The sequence below is a fragment of the Streptomyces sp. NPDC000348 genome, from assembly GCF_042898795.1.
Lineage (GTDB): Bacteria > Actinomycetota > Actinomycetes > Streptomycetales > Streptomycetaceae > Streptomyces.
Window position 1 is genome coordinate 162,125 of record NZ_JBIAZD010000009.1, and the last position, 19,497, is coordinate 181,621.

The 19,497-nt window shown below is 73.4% G+C and carries 19 protein-coding genes and 2 pseudogenes; 8 read left to right on the forward strand and 13 right to left on the reverse strand.

Features of this window, described 5'->3' with window-relative positions:
- Positions 1-11: 11 nt before the first annotated feature.
- The 3 genes from ACFY3N_RS19440 to ACFY3N_RS19450 all read left to right on the forward strand — a co-directional run bounded on the left by ACFY3N_RS19440 (position 12) and on the right by ACFY3N_RS19450 (position 2,792).
- A complete protein-coding gene (locus ACFY3N_RS19440) occupies positions 12-308 on the forward strand; it encodes a hypothetical protein (RefSeq protein WP_390817922.1) in 297 nt (98 codons plus the stop codon).
- Between the two features lie 267 nt (positions 309-575).
- Positions 576-2,564, forward strand: a complete 1,989-nt coding sequence (locus tag ACFY3N_RS19445; protein ID WP_390817923.1) for a M20/M25/M40 family metallo-hydrolase — start codon at positions 576-578, stop codon at positions 2,562-2,564.
- Positions 2,565-2,573: 9 nt separating this feature from the next.
- On the forward strand, positions 2,574-2,792 hold the full coding sequence (locus tag ACFY3N_RS19450; RefSeq protein ID WP_390817924.1) for a hypothetical protein: 219 nt from the start codon (positions 2,574-2,576) through the stop codon (positions 2,790-2,792).
- A 4-nt stretch (positions 2,793-2,796) separates the two neighbouring features.
- Here ACFY3N_RS19450 and ACFY3N_RS19455 read toward each other — a convergent pair whose 3' ends face one another.
- Positions 2,797-4,143, reverse strand: a complete 1,347-nt coding sequence (locus ACFY3N_RS19455) for a hypothetical protein (RefSeq protein WP_390817925.1) — start codon at positions 4,141-4,143, stop codon at positions 2,797-2,799.
- A gap of 442 nt (positions 4,144-4,585) precedes the next feature.
- Between ACFY3N_RS19455 and ACFY3N_RS19460 the strand changes: the two genes are divergently transcribed.
- The 3 genes from ACFY3N_RS19460 (at position 4,586) to ACFY3N_RS19470 (ending at position 7,422) form a co-directional block, all read left to right on the forward strand.
- Positions 4,586-5,059: an SRPBCC family protein gene (locus tag ACFY3N_RS19460; RefSeq protein WP_390817926.1), complete on the forward strand. Its 474-nt coding sequence runs from the start codon at positions 4,586-4,588 to the stop codon at positions 5,057-5,059.
- 223 nt (positions 5,060-5,282) lie between these two features.
- A complete protein-coding gene (locus ACFY3N_RS19465; RefSeq protein WP_390817927.1) occupies positions 5,283-6,902 on the forward strand; it encodes a family 43 glycosylhydrolase in 1,620 nt (539 codons plus the stop codon).
- A gap of 241 nt (positions 6,903-7,143) precedes the next feature.
- On the forward strand, positions 7,144-7,422 hold the full coding sequence (locus tag ACFY3N_RS19470; protein WP_390817928.1) for a metal-sensitive transcriptional regulator: 279 nt from the start codon (positions 7,144-7,146) through the stop codon (positions 7,420-7,422).
- Between the two features lie 8 nt (positions 7,423-7,430).
- Here ACFY3N_RS19470 and ACFY3N_RS19475 read toward each other — a convergent pair whose 3' ends face one another.
- From ACFY3N_RS19475 to ACFY3N_RS19485, 3 genes are read right to left on the reverse strand one after another with little or no spacing between them, the layout of a single operon-like run.
- Positions 7,431-8,180: a sulfite exporter TauE/SafE family protein gene (locus ACFY3N_RS19475; protein ID WP_390817929.1), complete on the reverse strand. Its 750-nt coding sequence runs from the start codon at positions 8,178-8,180 to the stop codon at positions 7,431-7,433.
- Positions 8,177-8,536, reverse strand: a complete 360-nt coding sequence (locus tag ACFY3N_RS19480) for a rhodanese-like domain-containing protein (RefSeq protein ID WP_390817930.1) — start codon at positions 8,534-8,536, stop codon at positions 8,177-8,179. The genes ACFY3N_RS19475 and ACFY3N_RS19480 overlap by 4 nt, the downstream gene beginning before the upstream one ends.
- 36 nt (positions 8,537-8,572) lie before the next feature.
- The gene (locus tag ACFY3N_RS19485) at positions 8,573-9,937 is read right to left on the reverse strand and encodes a rhodanese-like domain-containing protein (RefSeq protein ID WP_390817931.1); all 1,365 of its coding nucleotides are present in this window, start codon (positions 9,935-9,937) and stop codon (positions 8,573-8,575) included.
- Between the two features lie 177 nt (positions 9,938-10,114).
- On the opposite strand from ACFY3N_RS19485, the gene ACFY3N_RS19490 reads away from it, so the two are divergent.
- A complete protein-coding gene (locus ACFY3N_RS19490) occupies positions 10,115-10,507 on the forward strand; it encodes a DUF302 domain-containing protein (RefSeq protein WP_390817932.1) in 393 nt (130 codons plus the stop codon).
- A 322-nt stretch (positions 10,508-10,829) separates the two neighbouring features.
- On the opposite strand, the gene ACFY3N_RS19495 is transcribed toward ACFY3N_RS19490, so the two are convergent.
- From ACFY3N_RS19495 to ACFY3N_RS19535, 9 genes and pseudogenes are all read right to left on the reverse strand, one after another.
- The gene (locus tag ACFY3N_RS19495) at positions 10,830-11,096 is read right to left on the reverse strand and encodes a metal-sensitive transcriptional regulator (RefSeq protein ID WP_210921691.1); all 267 of its coding nucleotides are present in this window, start codon (positions 11,094-11,096) and stop codon (positions 10,830-10,832) included.
- A 41-nt stretch (positions 11,097-11,137) separates the two neighbouring features.
- The gene (trxA, locus tag ACFY3N_RS19500) at positions 11,138-11,506 is read right to left on the reverse strand and encodes a thioredoxin (protein ID WP_390817933.1); all 369 of its coding nucleotides are present in this window, start codon (positions 11,504-11,506) and stop codon (positions 11,138-11,140) included.
- Between the two features lie 553 nt (positions 11,507-12,059).
- Positions 12,060-12,559, reverse strand: a pseudogene (locus tag ACFY3N_RS19505) (sulfite exporter TauE/SafE family protein); the annotation flags it as partial.
- Positions 12,560-12,564: 5 nt separating this feature from the next.
- Positions 12,565-13,146: a rhodanese-like domain-containing protein gene (locus tag ACFY3N_RS19510; RefSeq protein WP_390817934.1), complete on the reverse strand. Its 582-nt coding sequence runs from the start codon at positions 13,144-13,146 to the stop codon at positions 12,565-12,567.
- Positions 13,143-13,328, reverse strand: a pseudogene (locus ACFY3N_RS19515) (hypothetical protein); the annotation flags it as partial. The gene ACFY3N_RS19510 and the pseudogene ACFY3N_RS19515, both read right to left, overlap by 4 nt.
- Before the next feature lie 370 nt (positions 13,329-13,698).
- Positions 13,699-14,064, reverse strand: coding sequence for a hypothetical protein (locus ACFY3N_RS19520; protein WP_390817935.1), 366 nt, complete (start codon positions 14,062-14,064; stop codon positions 13,699-13,701).
- 353 nt (positions 14,065-14,417) lie between these two features.
- On the reverse strand, positions 14,418-15,938 hold the full coding sequence (locus ACFY3N_RS19525) for a GMC oxidoreductase (protein WP_390817936.1): 1,521 nt from the start codon (positions 15,936-15,938) through the stop codon (positions 14,418-14,420).
- 36 nt (positions 15,939-15,974) lie between these two features.
- Complete coding sequence (locus ACFY3N_RS19530; RefSeq protein WP_390817937.1) at positions 15,975-16,895, reverse strand: sugar phosphate isomerase/epimerase family protein; 921 nt, start codon at positions 16,893-16,895, stop codon at positions 15,975-15,977.
- A complete protein-coding gene (locus ACFY3N_RS19535; protein WP_390817938.1) occupies positions 16,892-17,959 on the reverse strand; it encodes a Gfo/Idh/MocA family protein in 1,068 nt (355 codons plus the stop codon). The genes ACFY3N_RS19530 and ACFY3N_RS19535 overlap by 4 nt, the downstream gene beginning before the upstream one ends.
- Positions 17,960-18,067: 108 nt before the next feature.
- Between ACFY3N_RS19535 and ACFY3N_RS19540 the strand changes: the two genes are divergently transcribed.
- Entirely contained in the window at positions 18,068-19,342 is a 1,275-nt protein-coding gene (locus ACFY3N_RS19540; protein WP_390817939.1) for an ROK family protein, read from the forward strand.
- Positions 19,343-19,497: the final 155 nt, after the last annotated feature.

Genomic DNA, 19,497 nt, shown 5'->3' on the forward strand with positions numbered 1-19,497 from the left:
TCATGGTCCAGGTGATCGAGAACCGTACCGCCCTGACCGTACGGTTGCTTTCCAAGGACACCCACCCCCGCCTGGCCGGCTGGGACCGGGCGGTGACGCAGGTCCTCGAGGCCAGGGAGGTGCCCGGCTTCCCCGACCTGCTGTCCCGCCATGTCGGGCAGCGCCTCGAACTGGCCGTTCGCACCGAACTGCTGGCGAACGCGGAACCCGGCGACACCGTCCGGCTGCGGGCCCGGGTGACGGGACCGGGACAAGTGGCCGCCGAGAGCCGTCCGGAGCCCGAGGACTTCGTCATCGAGCCCGGATAGGCACCGGGGCGGCGTCCCACCCCGTGGAAGGAGCCTTCCCACGGTTCGCAGCATGTCCCTCGGCTTCGGGCGCTCGCGCCGTGTCCCGCACGGTCGGTCCGAGGAGGCGCTCGGAGCCGTTCCGCACGAGCTCATCGCACAGCCTCCCGCGTGGCCGTCGACACACCACTCCGGCGGACGTGACCTCACGCGCCCGTCGGGTACGGGCGGAGGGCCGCGCGCAGAGACGGATGAGGGAACTCATCCCGCACTTCGGAGACACTTCACATGTCCGTGCTCTTCTTCGACATCGGGGCCACCCTGGCGGATGCCCGCGTGGAGCCCGACGGCTCACTGACGCTCAGGCCCCGACCCCGGGTGGTCACCGTCCTCGATGCCTTCCGTGACATGCGCAAGGGCATCATTTCCAACCCCGGGCCGGACGACGGTGCGGCCGAACGGGCGGCGGCGGCCCTCGAGGAGGCGTTCCCCGGCCGTTTCACGGACGCGAGTCTTGTGCACTGGGGTGTGAAGGACAGCCGCGGTATCTTCGATCGGGCGGTCGCGAGCACCGGGGGTGCGCCGGCCGGCGACTGTGTGTTCGTGGGCGAGGACGCCCAGGAGAGAGCGTTCGCGCGGGCGGCGGGGATGCGTACGGCTCCGCATCCGGTGTTCGCCCTCGCCGCGGTGGAGAACCGCCCCGTGCTCTTCGCGCGGATCGGGCTGCCGGACGGCCGGGGCCTGCCGGAGCTGGCTGCGGCGGCCGAGACGACCGAGGTCGTTCCCGTCCATGTGGCCTCGGACCGGCTCGTGCTCGTCATGGCGAGCGCACTCGGTGCCGAAGCGCTTGAACGCGCCGGGTTCAGGGTGGACCTGCGCGAACCGGTGGAGGACGGGGCGGCCTTCCTGGTCCGCGACGGCCGTCCGGTCGCAGAGGTCGAGCCGCTTGTGGCCTCCACCGACACCGCGGGGTCGGCGACCGGGACGGCGCGGCGCGCCACGGCCGTATACGGCTTCATCGCCGACGCGCTGGCCGGGAGGGGTGCCCCGTCGGCCACCCCACTCGGGCCCGCACCGGGTGGGGTGTATCTCGCGGTGCCCGCCGGTGTGCCGGTCGAGGAGGTGCACTTGCCGGGTGCCAAGCCCGGACACACGGAACTCCTGCTGCCGGACCCGGCGCTCCTCTCACGGCCCGGCGAGGCTCAGGCGGATGTGCTCACCGGCGCAGCGGCCGAAAGCCCGGGCCGGGCCGGTGCGGCGTCCGGCAACGGCCTCCCGTCCCCCGGGACGATCGCCGCGGTGCGCGCCACGGTGACCTCCGAGACCCTGCGGGGCCATGTGGCGCGTATCTCCGGCGCGGAGCCACTGGTCGAGGGCGAGTCACTGACGGTCCGCAGCAGGGACGCGGCAGCCGAGGACAACGCGCGGGTCGTCGAGGCGCTGGCCCGCCGGTTCCGGGAACTTGGGCTGCACGTCCGGCGGCATCCGTTCCGGTGGCGGGGACGACAGCTGTTCAACCTGGAAGCCGAGCACCGGGTCGCCGCTGCGGACTCCGCCGTCCTCATCACGGCCCACCTGGATTCGACCGCGTCCAGCGGTGACTTCGTGGACGTGAACGGCGAACCCCGCCCCTACGACCCGGCGGTGGACGCCGCGCCGGGAGCCGATGACGACGGAAGCGGGACGGCCGGAGTCATGGCCGCGGCCGAATGTCTGGCCGCCCTGCTTGCGGGCGGCAGGCAGCCGGCCCGCAACGTGCGCTTCGTGCTCTTCAACGCCGAGGAGAAGGGCCTCGTCGGTAGCAAGTTCTACGCACGGGCCGCCGCCGCGGAGGGCGACCGTATCGCCGGGGTCTTCCAGATGGACATGATCGCGGGGTTGCAGCGGGGCAGCACGCCCAAGGTCGAGATCCACGCGGGATCCTCCGTACCGGGCCCGGTGGTGAGGGCTTCCGACGCGCTCGGCGACCTCGTCGCACGCACCGTGCCGGCCTTCGACGGCGCGGTGACCGTCCAGCACCTCACGGGCCCTGGCGACCCGGCAGTGGGACGCAGCGACCACGCGAGCTTCCACGAGCGGGGATGGGCGGCCGTCGCCGTGTCCGAGGACCTTTTCTCCACCCCCGACGGCGCGCCCGGGACCGGTACCCGGCAATACCACACTCCGGGGGACACGCTCCTCGACCAGGACCACGACACCGGTTTCGCCGCCACGGTCGCCGGCTCGGTCACCGCAACCGCCCTGACGTTCGCCGGACTGCAGGTACCGACGGAATAAAATTTACATATGGGTGCAGATGATGACGCGAACCAGGCCTCGGGCGAGGACGGGCGCGAGCAGGACGACGAGGCCGGGCGCCAGGCGACCGAGAAGTACGTCAGCGATCTGCTGGCACGGGGCCAGGCGGTGTTCGAGGGCGAGGAGCCGACGTCCCGGACGACCCACGTCGTCAAGCGCGCAGACGACGGACGGCTCACCGTCCGTCGTCTGCGCTTCTTCGGCTGACTTCTCAGTCGAAGCAGCGCCGGACCAGGGCGAGGCCCTCGGTGGTCTCGCTCCGGGCGATCTCATGGGTCTTGAGCCGGGTGGGGCTGTCGTCCACGACCGCCACGTCGGTGCGGTGCTCGACGGGGATCTCGACCCGGCCGCGGCGGAGGAGGTCCTCCAGGTAGGACGTGGCGACCTGCTCGGGGTCGGCGGGCCGCACCGAGCCGCCCGCGGGGTCGGAGCCGGCGATGCCGAACCGGCGGGTCTCCCCGGGGGCGTAAAGGGTGAGCGGCCCCTTGATGCCGTACGCCATCCCCTGGACCGTGACCGTCGTCAGCCCCTCCTCGTCGCTGCCGCCCGGTGTCGCCTCGGCCGCGGCGGCGCCTCGGCGTGCTATTTCCGCCGCGGTGAGGGACGTGGCGGCGCCCAGGGAGAGGATCCCGTGGCGGGTGAACGCCGAGCGCAGGGACGGACCGTACTTGCCGCCGTTGCGACGCTGGTCCGCGGCGATCATATGGCCCGCGACCTGCGCGTAGTAGCCGGACACCACCGGCGCGGCCACGACGGCGTCGACCAGCAGCCGGCCGGCGATCCGGGCCGCCTCGGCCAGAGCGGCCTGGTCCTGGCTGTCCTGCTGACGGAAGATTCCCGCGACGACCTTCAGGAACGCGCCGCTGAACACCCGGGAGAACGAGTGGGGCTCACTGGTGAGCATGTTCGCGGGTCCGAGCGGCGGTAGCTGCACCGGGTCGCGGTAGAAGAGGTGGTTGGACATGTTGCGCAGGCAGTCCGGTTCGGCCGCGTCCGGGGCGACCTTGCGCAGCGCCCAGCCCAGCTGCTCGGCCAGCCGCGACACGCGAGAGGACTGCTCGAGGCGGCCCTGCGTCTGGGTCAGGACGGTGATCCGCAGCGACTCCAGCTGAAGTGCGGTCAGCAGCGCGCTGATGTCGCCGAACGCTTCGTGGAGGGCGTCGGACTCGTGCATCGCCGCGTTGAACAGCTGGGGGCGCAGGGCGTCGAGGACCGCGTGGCCCAACTCGTGCCGGACGATCTCGGGGCTCTCGCCCGAGAAGACGTCCACTCCCTCCACCCGCTGGTGGAAGAACTTCAGGCTTCGCCGGTCGTAGAAGGCGTTGAGGTCGACCCCCTCGTCCAGATGCACGGTCAGGACACGTCCGACCGACGGAACCCACTGCGTCCCCGTGGGAACCAGCGGACCCCAGGTCTGGCAGCCCGTGCTCAGCGCGTCGGCCGCCACCCAGTAGCGGAAGGCCGGCGTGCCCGGCCCGGCACTGTCCGGTTGCGGTGCGGCCTCGGCGATGGCCGTCGGAAAGGGCTGTGTGTCGAGCTGGGGCACTGGGTGTCGCACCGGCACATTTTCCTGCAGTGGGGCTCCGGGGTCGTCCTCGTACACCAGGATTGTCTGGGTTGTCGCGTGCTGCTGCACGGTCATTGCCGCTCCAGGGGAGAAGGGAGGGGGAGCCGAGGGCGGCGGATGCGCCACCGGCCGGGCTCCGGGGAATAGTCCCTTATGTCAAGTACGCGCCCCATGCCTTTGTGTGTCAATTCGAACACGGAGGGTGATCGTGGATCGTGCGGGCACACCGAGCCGCCTCACCTCCACGAACGAGGCGCCGTCGCGTCGGCGAAGTGCCGACGCACGCTTGGAGGCCACGGCGCAGCGGAGGCGGGAGACCGCCGGCGGAGGTTTTCCGCCTCGGTCCTCCCGGGTACCCGGCGCCCCGTACACGCCCAGGAGACCGGCCCGCTCCGCGTGGCCGGTCCCGCGAGGAGCTCCCCGGGAGGGATCGATGAGCACGGTCAGGCAGGCGGTCGACGTGGACGTCCCGCTCCGCAGGGCTTACGACCAGTGGACGCAGTTCGAGGACTTCCCCCGCTTCATGGAAGGTGTCGACGAGGTCAGGCAGCTCGACGACCGGCACAACCACTGGACCACGAGTATCGGCGGGGTACGGCGCGAGTTCGACACGGAGATCGTCGACCAGCTCGTGGACGACCGGATCACCTGGCGGTCCATCGGCGGCGAGTCCCGGCAGCGCGGCTCCGTCCGGTTCGAGCGGCTGGACGACACGCACACCCGCGTGGAACTCACGATGGACGTCGAGCCGAGCGGCGTCGCCGAGAAGGGCGCCGACGCCCTCGGCCTGATCGACCGGCGGGTCGAGGGGGACCTGGGCCGTTTCAAGGAGTACGTGGAGGGCGGCGGCAGCACCGGCGGCTGGCGGGGACGCATCCGGCCGGAGGACCCGGGCGCCGGTCACTGACGACCCGGCACGACCGGAACCGACGCGGACGTGCCCCCGGAGGCGTCCGGTCGGGCAGGAAGCCGTCGCGGAAGCCACGAGGAGAGGCCCGGGACGACGGACGCGGGAAGGCGCGGCGCCCCTCGGCGCCGCGCACGCGCCTCATTGCACGCAAGCCTGTTCGACATTACGGTCCATGCTTTTACAGTGCGGTCATCCGGGGTTCGAGAGGCAGACGAGGCGCATGCGGCAACCAGCCACCCAGATCATTCAGAACCCGGTACTGCCGGGCTCGCACCCGGATCCGTCCGCGCTGCGCGTGGGTGACGACTTCTACGTGGCGACCTCGACGTTCGAGTGGTACCCCGGCGTACGGCTGCACCACTCCCGTGACCTGGTGCGGTGGCGACCGCTGGGCGGCGCCCTGGACACCGCACGGCTGCTCGATCTCACCGGCTGCCCGGATTCCGGTGGAGTGTGGGCGCCTAACCTCTCCCACGCGGACGGGCTGTTCCACCTCGTCCACAGCAACGTCTCCACCTATGCGGGAGGCTTCACCGACTGCCCCAACCACCTCACCACGGCGCCGTCGATCCACGGCCCCTGGTCCGACCCCGTGCCGCTGCACGCGCGGGGCTTCGACGCGTCCCTCTTCCACGACGGCCCCGAGAGCTGGCTGCTGAACCTGGTGCACGACTGGCGTCCGGGGCACGGCGGCTCGGCCGGTCTGGAGGCGACCCGCTACGACCGGTCCGCGCGCCGTCTGGTCGGGGACCCCGTGCCGATCGTGCTGCCGCCGCAGGCCGGCTGGATCGAGGGCCCCAACCTCTACCGGCGGGCCGGCTGGTACTACCTGCTGACCGCGGACGGCGGCACGGGCTACGACCACCAGGTCACCGTCGCCCGCTCCCGCACGCTGACCGGCCCGTACGAACGCGACCCGCACGGCGCGCTGATCACTGCCCGTCACCATCCGGACCTGGCCCTGCAGAAGGCCGGGCACGGCAGTCTCGTCGACGCCGGGAAGGGCCTGTGGTACCTGGCGTACCTCGTCGCCCGGCCCGAGGGCCGGCGGGGCCCGTGCGTGCTCGGCCGTGAGACCGCGCTGGCGCCCGTCACCTGGACCGACGACGGCTGGCCGCGCGTCCCCACCGGCCTGCCCGCCCCGGAGGTGCCCGCTCCCGGCCTGCCCGCCGCCGACGACGAGGCGACGCGGACCGGGGCCGGCGAGGCGGACGGCTTCGACCAGCCGGTGCTCGGACCCCAGTGGTCCACACTGCGGCGCCCCGCGACTCCCGACTGGGCCTCCCTCACCGCCCGCCCGTCCCATCTGCGGCTGCACGGAGGCCGCTCCCCGCAGAGCCTGACCGGCCCCAGTCTGGTGGGCTGCCGGATGACGTCCGCGAACGGCTCCTTCGAGGCGACGGTGGAGTACCGGCCGAGCTCCTTCCAGCACCTGGCCGGAATCACCGCGTACTACAACACGCGCAACTGGTACTTCCTGCACGTCACGGCGGACGACAAGGGGCGGGCGGTGCTGCGGGTGGCGGGCTGCGACCGCGGCGCGCCGAGCGTGGACGAAGCCGGCGGGGTGCCTCTCGGTGAGATCCGCCGCCTGCGTCTCGGCCTCGACCTCCGGGGATCCGTCCTGCGCTTTCGTTACGCCACCGGCGACGACTGGCACGCCGTCGGGCCGCCCCTGGACGCCACCGTCCTGTCCGACGAGCACGCGGAGGAATTCGAGGACGGGCGGATCCGGGCCCTCGGCTTCACCGGCGCGTTCGTCGGCATGTGGGCCTGGGACCTCACCGGGGGCGGCCTGCCCGCCGACTTCGACGAGGCCGCCTGGCACGCGGTGCGCTGAACCGCTCCGCGGGGAGCGGCCATCGGGGGAGGGAGGTCCTTTCCCTCCCCTCGTGGCCGTTCCAGGAGAGCGGCGGCGGCCGCGGCGCGCTCGCAGCGTAGGTTTTCAAGTGCTCGGCGGCCCGGGCGGGGTCGACGGTGGCAGGGGTACCCATGCGCGTGGGGGCGCCCTTCGTCTCCCTGCCCGGAGGGAGGGCCGAACGGACTAGGATACCCCAAGGGGTATCCATGGAGGAGGATGCGTGGAACTGGACATGGCGGCCGACGAGCTGAGGAGCGTGCTCAACCGGCTGCGGCGGGCACAGGGGCAGATTGCGGGGATCATCCGGATGATAGAGGAGGGACGGGACTGCGAGGATGTGATCACGCAGCTCGCGGCGGTGTCCCGGGCACTGGACCGGGCCGGTTTCGCGATCATCGCGACGGGGCTGCAGCACTGCATGGCCGAGGACGGACAGGCGGACGGTGACCGGGACCGGATGCGGGCCCGCCTGGAGAAGCTGTTCCTGTCGCTGGCCTGAGCGCCGTCTCACGTCACGGCGTCGGCGAGCATGAAGGCGGCCACGGCCAGCAGGACCACCGCGAAGACGCGCTGCAGGCGGGGTCCGGAGACCTTCGCGGCAAGGCGCTTGCCGTCCCAGGCGCCCAGGACGGCGGCGGCGATGAAGGGACCGATCACCGCCCAGTCGAGGGAGACGGCGGCGCCCGAGCGGGTGGCCAGCGAGGCCAGGGAGTTGGCCGTGATGACCAGCAGGCTGGTGCCGACGGCGGCCTGCATCTCGAAGGCCAGGACGGTCACCAGGGCGGGCACGGCGAGGAAGCCGCCGCCCACGCCCAGCAGTCCGGTCAGCGCCCCCAGTCCCGCCCCGGCCCCGGCGGCCCGGCCCGGTCGTACCGCGCCGCTTCCGGCGCCGGCCGGGCCGGTGGGCCGGAGCATCTTGAGCGCGGCGAGGGCCGCGACCGCCGCGAAGGCGAGGGTGAGGACGGCCTGGGGCAGGTGGGCTGCGGCGGCTCCCGCCAGGGCGGCGGGCAGGAGGCCGGCGGCGGCGAAAGCCGCTCCGGCCTTCCACCGCACGTTCCCGGCGCGGGCGTGGGCGTACAGGGCGGTCAGGGAGGTCACGGTGACGATGACGAGGCCGGCGGTGGTGGCCGCGGCGGGGGTGAAGTCGAGCAGGTAGATCAGGGCGGGGACGGCCAGGACGCTGCCACCGCCGCCGAGCGCGCCGAGCGCCAGGCCGACCACGGCCCCCGCGGTCAGGGCCAGGATCAGGGCGTTCACGCGATCCGGCCGCTCTGCCCGCGTTCGTCGACCACCGGCAGTCCGGCCTTCGTCCAGGCGTTCATGCCGCCGGTGACGTCGACGGCGTCGACGCCGCGCGAGGCCAGAAGCTTGGCGGCCTGCTGCGAGCGGTGCCCGGAGCGGCAGACCGCCACCACCGGCCGGCCCCGTGCCTCCGGCGGCAGGGCGGCTCCGGTCAGCAGCCGGGTCAGGGGCAGGTGGACGGCGCCGGGCGCGTGCCCGGCCTTCCACTCCGGTACCTCGCGCACGTCGAGCAGCACGGCGGTGCCGTCGTCGGTGCGGATGCGGGCCTGCTCGGGGGTGAGGCGGTCCGTGCCGCGTCGGAAGAGGAACATGGTGGTGCCCTTGGCTCGGGTGGGAGGGTGGGGTGGTCAGTGGCGGGTCACGGTCAGGCCCGCCTCGCCGGCGGCGTCGAAGCCGTCGTCGACGGCGACCACGTCCCGTCCGGCGGCGTCCAGCAAGGAGGCGGCGATCGCCGCGCGCATCCCGCCCGCGCAGTGCACCCACACGGTTCCGGAGGGGACTTCGGCGAGTCGGCCGTGCAGCTCGTGGATCGGGATGTGCACCGATCCCACGACGTGTCCCGCGGAGCGTTCGGAGCCGCGACGCACATCCAGCACCACCACCTCCTCGCCCCGCTCGCGCACTTCGGCGAGGCCGGCGAAGCGGGCGCGCGGGAAGGAGGCGAGCCGCTCCCCCTCGCGGACCCAGGCGGCCGGGTCACCGGTGGCGGCGGCGGCCGGGCGGTCGATGCCGACCCGGGCCAGCTCACGCTGCGCGTCGGCGATCTGCCCGGGAGTGTCGGCGAGCAGGGTGACGGGCTTGCCCCACGGGATGAGCCAGGCCAGGTACGTGGCGAGCTTGCCCTCGCCCTCGAAGTTGAACGACCCGGCCACGTGCCCCTCCGCGAAGGCCACCCGGCTGCGCAGGTCCACCACCCACTCGCCCGCCGCCAGCCGCCGCGCGATCCGCTCGGCGTCGGCCGGCTCGGGCGGGGTGAGGTCGATCGGGGCGGGGCCGGCGGCGTTGGCCGGGCCCATGTGCGCGTAGTAGGCGGGTACGTCGTCCAGTCCCGCGAGTACCTCGGCGACGAAGGTGTCCACGTCCAGGGTCAGCGCGTCATTGGTCTTGCGCTCCCGGCCGATCGTGGTCGCGTCCCCCTCCGCCGGTGAGGAGGAGCAGAAGCTGCCGAAGCCGTGGGTGGGCAGTACCGGCACCTCGTCGTCCAGCTCATCGGCCAGCCGGTGCGCGGAGGCGTGCTGGGCGCGCGCCAGTTCCTCGGTCAGCCGCGGCTCCACCAGGTCGGGGCGGCCCACCGTGCCGATCAGCAGCGACCCGCCGGTGAACGCCGCCACCCCGCGCCCGTCCTCCTCCAGGACGTAGGACGTGTGGTGCGGGGTGTGGCCGGGGGTCGCGACCGCGCGCAGCACCAGGCGCTCGTCCACGTCGACGGTGTCGCCGTCGGCGACCGGGGTGCGGGAGAAGGACACGTGGGCCGCGGCCGGTACCAGGTAGGAGGCGCCGGTCACCCGGGCGAGCTCCAGTCCGCCGGTGACGTAGTCGTTGTGCACGTGGGTCTCCGCCACGTACGCGATGCGCACCCCGCGCTTCGCCGCGGCGGCGATCACCCGGTCGATGTCGCGCGGCGGGTCGACGACGACCGCTCCGCGGGCGCCGCCGGCCAGGTAGCTGCGGTTGCCCAGGCCCTCGAGCTCCAGGGTGTCGATGAAGAACACGGCTGCGGCTCCTCCACAAGAGACTTTGTACCCCGGGGGGTATCCGACACCCACTCTAACAGGGATACCCAGGGGGGTATTCCGAAGGTCCGGGGTCCGTCCGGTATCGCGTCCCCTGCGGCGGGTATCCGGCGGGGGAGAGGGGAATCAGCCGTCCCGCACCACCCGGGAGTGCCCGTGTCCTACGACCGCACCGTCCGCCTCGACACCGACTTCGACGCCGCCGTCGCCGCCGTGCGCACGGCCCTGGCCGACCAGGGATTCGGCGTCCTCACCGAGATCGACGTGAAGGCCACCCTGAAGGCCAAGCTCGGCCACGCCATGGAGGACTACCTGATCCTGGGCGCCTGCAACCCGCCCCTGGCCCACCGGGCCCTGGAAACCGACCGCTCCATCGGCCTGCTCCTGCCCTGCAACGTCGTCGTCCGCCGCGACGGCGACCACACGCTCGTCCAGGCCCTCGACCCGGGCACCATGGTCACCCTCACCGGCCTCGACGCCCTCGAGCCCGTCGCGGACGAGGCCACCACCCGCCTGGACGCCGCGCTGAACGCCCTGTCCGCCGCCTGACCTCTCCGGACGGGGCGGCCGTTTCGTCGGTGCTCGGCCGCGGTGCGCCGCCTCGGGTCCGCTTCCGCCCGGCACCGTCACGTACGGGCACTCGGACAGCACGGTGTGCGCGGCCCCGGCGGCCGGCGGGGCGGCTCCCCACACGGCCGGGCCGCGGCGGCGACGCGCCGGGGCGGGCCGGCGGACGGCGCGAGGGAGCAGCGGCCCGGTGGCCGGGACGTGCGGGTGGATCACGGTGTGCGGTTACGTCCGGGGTGCCGCGGCGCGGCGGACGGCCGCCCCCGGACGGCGGCGGCGCGCCGCCGGCGGGGGTGGGAGGGTCTCAGGAGAGGGAGAGGAAGAGCTTCTCCATCTTCTGCGTGTCCAGGCTGTCGGCTCCGCCCTCCTGGGTCAGGCACTGCTTGAGGCCGCTGGCGACGATGGCGAAGCCGGCCCGGTCCAGCGCGCGGTTGACCGCGGCGAGCTGGGTGACGACGTCCTCGCAGTCACGCCCTTCCTCCAGCATGCGCACGACGCCGGCGAGCTGGCCCTGTGCGCGCTTGAGCCGGTTGGCGGCCGACCGCACCTGGTCGGCGGGGAGCTGGACCATGGGGTGTTCCTCTCGAAGGGCCGGTCGGGGACCGGCTGCGGTCACTGGCTGGGACTCCGGGTGGCGAGGGAGGTGCGCACCTCGTCCATGTCGAGCTCGCGGACGGCGGTGATCAGCTGGTCCAGGGCCCGGGGCGGCAGGGCGCCGGGCTGCGAGAAGACCAGGATGCCTTCGCGGAAGGCCATCAGGGTGGGGATCGAGGTGATGTCCGCCGCGGCGGCCAGGGCCTGCTCGGCCTCGGTGTCGACCTTGCCGAAGACGATGTCGGAGTGGGCCCGGGAGGCCTTCTCGTAGACGGGGGCGAACATCCGGCACGGTCCGCACCAGGAGGCCCAGAAGTCGACGAGGACGATGTCGTTGCCGGTGACGGTGTTCTCGAAGTCGGCGGCGGTGAGGGCGACGGTGCTCATGGGGAGGGTCCTTCCGTTCTGCCGAAGTGGGGTGATTAATACCCCCTGGGGTACACAACGTCGGAACGGGGCGGGGCATTCCGCCGGTGCTCCGGTCGGCGCCGCTCGTCGGGCGGGGATTGCTCACGGGTGCTCCGGTACGCCGCTGCCCCGGCGCGCCGAGGGGGACGGCGCGCCGGGGCAGCGGTGGGTCGGAGCGGGGGAGCAGGGTCGCAGCGGGAACGCTGGGTGCGGTGCACGGCGCGTCGCAGCGGGCAGCGTGCGACGAAGCCGTAGCAGACGCCCGCTCCGGCGCCCAGCGAGGCGACGGCGGCGAGGACCGGGACGGCGATGCGGGCGGGTGCCTGCTGGACCAGGGCGAAGGTGCCCATGGCCGGCACGGACCAGGCGAAGAGCCGGGAGAGGACGTGGGCGGGGACGCGTCCGGCCGGCCGGGCCCCGGCGAGGCTGCCGGCGACCGCGAAGGCGGTGACGGCCAGGGTCGGGGTCCAGTCGATCCGGACGCGGACTTCATGGTGATGACCAGCAGGGAGGTGCCGACGGCGGCCGGCATGGGCAGGCCGCCCAGCAGGGCCAGGGCGGGAACGACGAGGAAGCCGCCGCCCGCGCCGACCAGGCCGGTGACCAGGCCGACGGCCGCGCCGTCCAGCAGGACCCGCCCCAACGGGAGCTGCCGGCGGGCCCGGTCGGGGCCGCCGGCGCGGCGGCCGCGGAGCATGGCGGCGGTGACGGTCATCATCACCGCGAAGGCGATCAGCAGGACGACGTCGGGGATGTGGCCGCCGACGAGTCCGCCGGTGTAGGCGCCGGCCATGCCGCCGCTCCGAACAGGACGCCGGTGCGCCGGCTGACCCGTCCGCCGCGGGCATGGTTGATCATGCCCACGGCGGAGGTGACGCCGACGACGAACAGGGAGGTGGCGATGGCCTCCTTGGCGTCCATGCCCGCGACGTGGACCAGCAGCGGCACGGTCAGGATCGACCCGCCTCCCACGAGCAGCCCCAGGGAGACGCCGACCAGCAGCGCGAGGACGAGGACGAGCACCGGCGTCATGGTGGTCACCTGCCGTCGGCGAGCCGGGCGACGGCCTTGCGCGGGTCGAAGGACGGTGTGCGGTTCCAGGGCATCTTCGACAGCAGCACGCCCATGGCGCAGGTGTTGCTGAGGGCGGCGAAGGCCAGTCCGCCGCCGACGAACGCGGACAGCGCCTGCAGGCCGGGGACGGCGAAGCTGCCGAGGGCGCCGACCAGTACCAGGGAGCCGGCGACCAGGCGGACCTGGCGCTCCATGTCCCAGCGCTCCTGGCCGTAGGTGATCGGGGCGCCGGACTTCTCCCAGGCGGTCATGCCGCCCGACAGGACGGCCAGGCCGGGGAGCCCGGCTTCGGCGAGGGCGCGTTCGGCCTGGCCGGCGCGCTGGCCGGAGCGGCACACCAGCACCACGTCGGTGTCCAGGTGCCGGGTCAACTCCTCGCGGTGTTCGCGCAGGGTGTCCAGCGGGACGTTGTAGGAGCCGGGGATGTGCGCTCCCTCGAACTCGGCGGGGGAGCGCACGTCGAGCAGCCGGGGCGGGTTGGCGGAGTCGAGCGCGGCGCGCAGTTCGTCGGTGGTCAGGCCGCGGGGGGTGGTGGAGGTGGTCACGCGTTGATCTCCTGTCGGTTGTCGCGGGTGGCGGGGATGCCGGAGGGGAGGGAGCACGGCCCCAGGCCGAGGGCGTTGTCGAAGCCGTCGTCGTCGACGGCGACGACGTCACGGCCGCGGGCGTGGAGCAGTGCGGCGACGATCCCGGCGCGGTAGCCGCCGGCGCAGTGCGCGGGGACGGTGGGGGCGCCTGCCGCGTGCGCCTCGGCGAACCGCTGCCGGTCGATTTCGTGAACCATGCGGGGGGGCTCCTGCCCACTTGCCGTCGGGAATACCCAGGGGGGTATGTCCGGGCTCAACCGTAACAGGGTCGGGTTTATGCCCCGGGGGGTATCCAGGAGTGATGCGCCTTACCCGCCGGATCACCGCCACCGGCACGGAACGGGAACGCGACGGGCCGCCGGGGTTCCGCAGGACCGACTGCCGCGGGCGCCGCGTGCCGTGGCCACCCGATACGACAAGCCCGCCGTCCGCTGCGAGGCCACCGCGCCGGGCGCAGCGATCAGCGAATGACCGGGGGAGCACAGGACGCGCGGTGCGCCCGTGTGAGGTTCACCGCGGCTCCACCGGCGACCACGGAGCCCAGGGAAGGGCCTCACGCCGGCCCGGCCGCCCGAAAGCCCAGTCCTGGAGCACCTCGGCCACGGGTTCCACGGCGGACACCTCGTGCTCGCGCGGCACCCGGGCCCGCAAGTGCCTGTCCGGGCCGCCCTCACGGTATTCGACCTGGTGGCTCAGGTCGTCGTTGAGACGGACCTGCATGCAGTGCTGTCCCGCAGGTTCGGGACCAAGACGTTCCACGATGACGAACCGCCAGGTCAGGCTCATGTCGGCCAGCAGATCGTGCAACTGTTCCTCGGACGGGTCGTCCCACGACGTGCCGTCCCATTCGATCGCCCGCAGCACCGGTGTCGCCATGCGGGCGACTGTACCGGCGATCATGTGGTGAGGGCGAGGCCGTGCATGCGGGCGACGCCCCGGATCGCGTTCCCCGGCGAGCCGGCCGGTGGTGACCGCCTCCCCTCCCTCGGCCCCGGCCGGCTCGCGCGCCGCGCCGAGGACCGGGTGACGGCGCCGGGCGCCCCGCTCGCGACGATTCCGGCTGATCGTGCCGCTCGGCGGCGACACCCGCCTGCGCGGCTGGACGATGCCGGCCGGCCCGCCGACAGCGCTCGTCACGAAGCTCGGCGGCGGACCCGCCGAGGCGTACCACGGCACCCACGGCGGCACTCCGGTGCTCCTGCGGCAGGCACCCCGTGACGGGGAACGGTTCAGGCGGTGCCGAGGCCCGCCGGAGCGGTCGGCGTGCTGCTCTGCGCGGCCGTGGAGTCCAGGTGGTCCAGGAGCGCGTGGGCGCCCCTGACGGCGAGGGCGACGGACGTCAGCGTGGGGTTGCAGGCGGTGGCCGTGGGGATGACGTTGTTGCCGGCGACCCAGAGTCCGCGGGTGTTCCAGACGCGGCTGTGGCTGTCGCAGACGCTGGTCCCGTCGTCGGTGGGGCCCATGCGCGTGGTGCCCTGGTAGTGCAGTGAGCTGCCTGCGGGCAGCAGGGTGGGGCTCTCGTCCAGGGGGACGCCGACGGCGGCCCCCGCTTCGGCGACCGCCCTCTTGGCCTGTTCGATGGTGGCCAGGTCGCGGTCGCTGTAGCGGTAGCGGATGCGCAGGGCGGGCAGCCCGTAGGCGTCGGCCGCGGTGTCGGCGAACTCGATGCGGTCGTCGGGGGAGATGTCCTTGGCGCAGAACCAGCCCAGTCCGACGACGGCGCCGGGCTCGACGTCGGTGTCGTCGGCGAGTGGGACGGGGGAGGCGTCGAGTTGCATCACCTGGCCGTGGAAGGGCCGTGTGTCGGTGTACGGCACCCAGCTGACGCCGCTCTGGGGGACGATGGCACCGTCCTCGTCGCGGGTGCGGCCGGTGACGGCGCGGTGGGCGGCGACGACGTCGTCGGGCAGGCGGACGGCGTGGACGATCTGCGGCTGGTCGTTGAGGTAGCGGCCCAGTGCGGGCGGGCGGACGCCGGAGGCGTACAGCACCTGCGGAGTGCGCAGGGCGTCCGCGGCCACGACGACCGCCCGCGCGGTCACACTCCTCTCCTCACCGGTGGCCAGGTCGCGCACGATGACCCCGGTGGCGGTGTCCCCGTCCAGGACGACGCGCAGGCACAGGCACCGGTCGGCGATGTCGACGCGCTCGTCCGCTGTCGCACGGCCCAGGATCACGTCGGTGCCGCTCCACGTGTGGGCACCGTCGCCACGGGCGGTGACGGCCAGGGGCATGGGAGCCACGCGCCGGTGCGCGGGCCGGCCGGGGTCGAAGAGCGCGGACAGGCGGCGGCGCACCTCGTCCGCGAAGGGTGCCTGGTCGAAGGCGTGGGCGTCGACGTGCAGGAGCTGTTCGGCGCGGGTGAGGTGGGCGTCCATCTCGGCTCCGGGGATGAAGCCGATGCGTTCGCCGTCGCCGGGGCGGGGACAGGCGCCGGTCCAGTGCGCGCCCATGCCGCCGACGTTGGTGGAGAGGGCGGCGGCGGGCAGGTCGGGCGAGCCGAGCAGCCGGGTGCCGGGGCGGCCCGCCGGGCCGGGGCCCTCGGAGTCCCGCCGGGCGCGGGCGCGGACGTCCGGGTCGGGGATGTTCTTGACGTGGGTGCCGGGGGGATCGGTCAGGCGCGGGCCCGCGTCGAGCAGCAGGATCGTCGCGGTGGGGCGCTGTTCGTACACCTCGCGTACGTAGGTGCTGCCGGTGGGTCCGCTGCCGACGACGACGAGGTCGTAGGAAGGGTGACGGGGGAGGGACACGGTGCGGCTCCGGAGGGAGGGGAGGGACGAGCGGGATCAGCCGGTGACGAGGGGGCGCAGGGTGTGGTGGGCGATGGTCAGGCCCTGGCAGACCTTCTCCGGGGTGCCGCCCCACAAGGGGTCCTCGTGTTCGACGGAGAGGGTGCCGGTGAAGCCGGCCTCGTAGAGCCGGTCGACGACGCGGGTCCAGTCGACCTGGCCGCGGCCGGGGACCCGGTAGCGCCACCACCCGGTGGCCCACGGATCGCCGTTCTTGGCGGTCGTGCCGAAGAACCCGTACCGGTTGCGGGCGACCGGGTCCACCTCGATGTCCTTGGCCTGGGCGTGCACGATCCGGTCGGCGTACGGCGTGATGGTGGCCAGTGGATCGATGCCGAGCCACAGCAGGTGCGACGGGTCCCAGTTGAGGTACAGGCCGAGGGAGAACATCCACTCCCACAGCTCGGGGGAGTAGGCGATGTTGCCCGGGTGGCCGTCGGGGTGCCAGCCCTCCATCACGCAGTTCTCGATGATCAGCTTCACGTCGCGCTCGCCCGCGTACGCGACGAGTTCGGGCAGTACGCGTTCGGCCTCGCGCTGGTTCTCGGGCACGCTGCGGGACGGGTCACGGCCGATGAAGGTCCCCACGTACGGCACGTCGAGCGCCTGTGCGGTGTCGATCGCGTGCTTGAGGTGGGTGCGGATCCGTTCGCGCCGCTCGAGGTCGGGGTGGAGATTGTTCTCGTAGTACGCCAGTGCCGAGATCTCGAGACCGGTCTCCCGCAACAGCCGCTGTACGCGTTCGCGTTCTCCGGCGTCGAAGCGCGCGACGTCGATGTGCGCCGCTTCGAAGTCGCGGCCGCCGGTGCCGGGCCAGACGGCGACCTCCAGACACTCGTAGCCGGTCTTCGCGGCCCGGTCGGCGATGAGCTCCAGCGGCCAGGTGGGCAGGCAGGCGGTGAGCATGCCGAGCTTCATGCGGGGATCTCCGTCCAGGCGGCGTTGTCGGCGGCCGAGTCGAGCACGGCCCGGGTCAGCCGGGCGGCACGCAGCCCGGCGTCGAAGGTGGGGAGGCCGTCGGGGGTCTCGCCCCGGACGGCGGCGTAGGTGTCGGCGACGAAGTCGGCGAAGCACTCGCGGTAGCCCTGGGGGTGTCCGGCGGGCAGCGCGTCCGGCCGGCCTCCGGCGCGGGCGGGGTCGCGGGTCAGCGTGCGGTTGGAGTCCGGGCCGCCGACCCAGAGGCTCTCGGGCCTCTCCTGGTCGAAGGCGTAACTGGCGTCGGGACCGTCGAAGGAGAACCACAGCCGGTTCCTGCGCCCGGCGCTGGCCTGGCTGATCACCAGGGAGCCCAGGGCTCCGCCGTCGGTGCGGAAGGAGATCACGCCGCCGTCCTCGGTGGCCGACGGGCGGCCCGCGCGCACGGGGTGAGCGGTGCCGAGCACGGCCTGCAGCGCCGTGATGCGCTGTCCGGTGACGAACTCCATCAGGTCGCACCAGTGGATGCCGATGTCGCCGAAGGCCCGGCTGCCGCCGCCCCGGGCGGCATCCACGCGCCAGTTGTCGGCGTCGGGCGAGGCGAGCCAGTCCTGGAGGTAGGAGCCGTGCAGCAGCCACGGCCCGCGGCCGCCGGCGCCGATCAGCGAACGCGCCAGCCGGACCGAGGCGTAGAAGCGGTAGACGAACGGCACCGTGGCCACGCGACCCGTGCGTGCCGCGAGGCAGGTCAGGTCGGCCGCCTCCTTCACGGAGACGGCCAGGGGCTTCTCGCAGATCACGTGCTTGCCGGCTTCCAATGCCCGCCGGGCCATGTCGTAGTGCAGGTGGTTGGGCGTACAGATGTGGACGACGTCCACGTCGGAGGCGAGCATCTCGTCGAATCCGGCGGGTTCGGCCCCGGGCACGGCCGCGGCCAGCTCGCGGGCGCGTCCGGGCGAACTGCCGACGACCAGGCGTACGCGGCCTCTCGCCGCCGTCACGGCGCGGGCGTGCACGGACCCCATGAACCCCGTGCCCACGACCGCGGCCCGAATCTGCTGCGTCATGGCAGTCTCCGGCTTCTTCTGGGAATGATGCGAGACACTATTGCACGTCACGTGCAAAAGTCGTCAAGGGAGTGCTCCATCACGGCGGAAGTGCGGAATGATGTCGGCATGTCACGTCGACCGCCCACCGCCATCGACCAGTACGAAGCCCTCTCCACCGTGGTGCGCCTGGTGCGCCACAACCGGGCGCGCACCCGCCCGGAGCTCGGCGCGGCCGCCCTCCTGGGGCGCACCGTCATCTCCCAGCGGGTGGAGGACGCCATGGACCTCGGGCTGCTCGAGGACGCCGACGTCGGCCCGTCGAGCGGCGGCCGGGCGCCCAGGCGGCTGCGCTTCAGGGCCGAGGAGGGACTCGTGCTGTCCGCCGTCCTCGGCGCCGCCGCACTCGACGTGGCCCTCACCGACCTCGACGCCCGGGTGCTGGAGCACCGCCATCTGGAATGGCCGGTCGCCCGGGGCCCCGAGGAGACGCTCGGCTTCCTCGACGACCAGTTCGCCGGCCTGCTCGAGGAGCGTGGCCCGGAGCGGCTGTGGGCCGTGGTGATCGGCGTTCCCGGCCCGGTGGAGTTCGCCACGGGCCGGCCCTCGCAGCCGCCGATCATGCCCGGCTGGGACGGGTTCGACATCCGCGGCCGGCTCCAGGACCGCCACGGCGTGCCGGTCTGGGTCGACAACGACGCCAATCTGCTCGCCCTCGGAGAGGCCAGGAGCACCGGCCTGGACGACGACCGGCACCTGATCTTCGTGAAGGTCGGCACCGGCATCGGCGCGGGTGTCGTCAGCCGGGGCCGCGTCCATCGGGGCAGCAAGGGCGCCGCGGGCGACATAGGGCACGCCCGCGTCCTGGAGGACAACTCCGTGATGTGCCGGTGCGGACGCACCGGCTGCCTGGAGGCGCTCGCGGGCGGCTGGGCGCTGGCCCGGGACGCGGTGAGCGCCGTGCACGAGGGCCGCAGCCGCTTCCTGGCCGACGTCCACCGCGCCACCGGCGAGGTCACTCCGGCCGACATCGGCCGTGGCGTCGTGGCGGGGGACGCCTGGTGCCTGACCGCCGTGGCGCGCGCCGCCGAGCGCATCGGCAGCCTGATGGCCGCGCTCGTGAACTTCTACAACCCCGACTGCCTGGTCTTCGGCGGAGGCGCCGTCGCCGGCGGGGACGGCACCTTCCTCCGGGTCGTCGACCACACCGTACGCAGCCGGGCCCTGCCCCTGGCCTCGGCGGACCTGACCATCCGGGCCTCGTCGGCGGGCGGTACCGCGGGCGTCGCGGGCGGGGCCCACCTCGCCGTCGAGACCCTCCTGTCCGCGGACGCGCTCGCCGCCTGGGCGCCCGGCGGAAGGCCGTCCGCGGTGGAGCCGGCCCGCCTTGTCGGCGGGGTGTGAGACGTCGGCGGCCTGCCGGGTCATCCTCGGGGCGGATGCCTCCGCCGTCCGTCATCGACAGTGGCTGTGCCGTGCGTATGAAGGCCGAGAAACCATTGACTTATGTCTGTGGTGTGCATAAGTTCCGTCGACAGCGAGCGGACTCCGGACGAGAT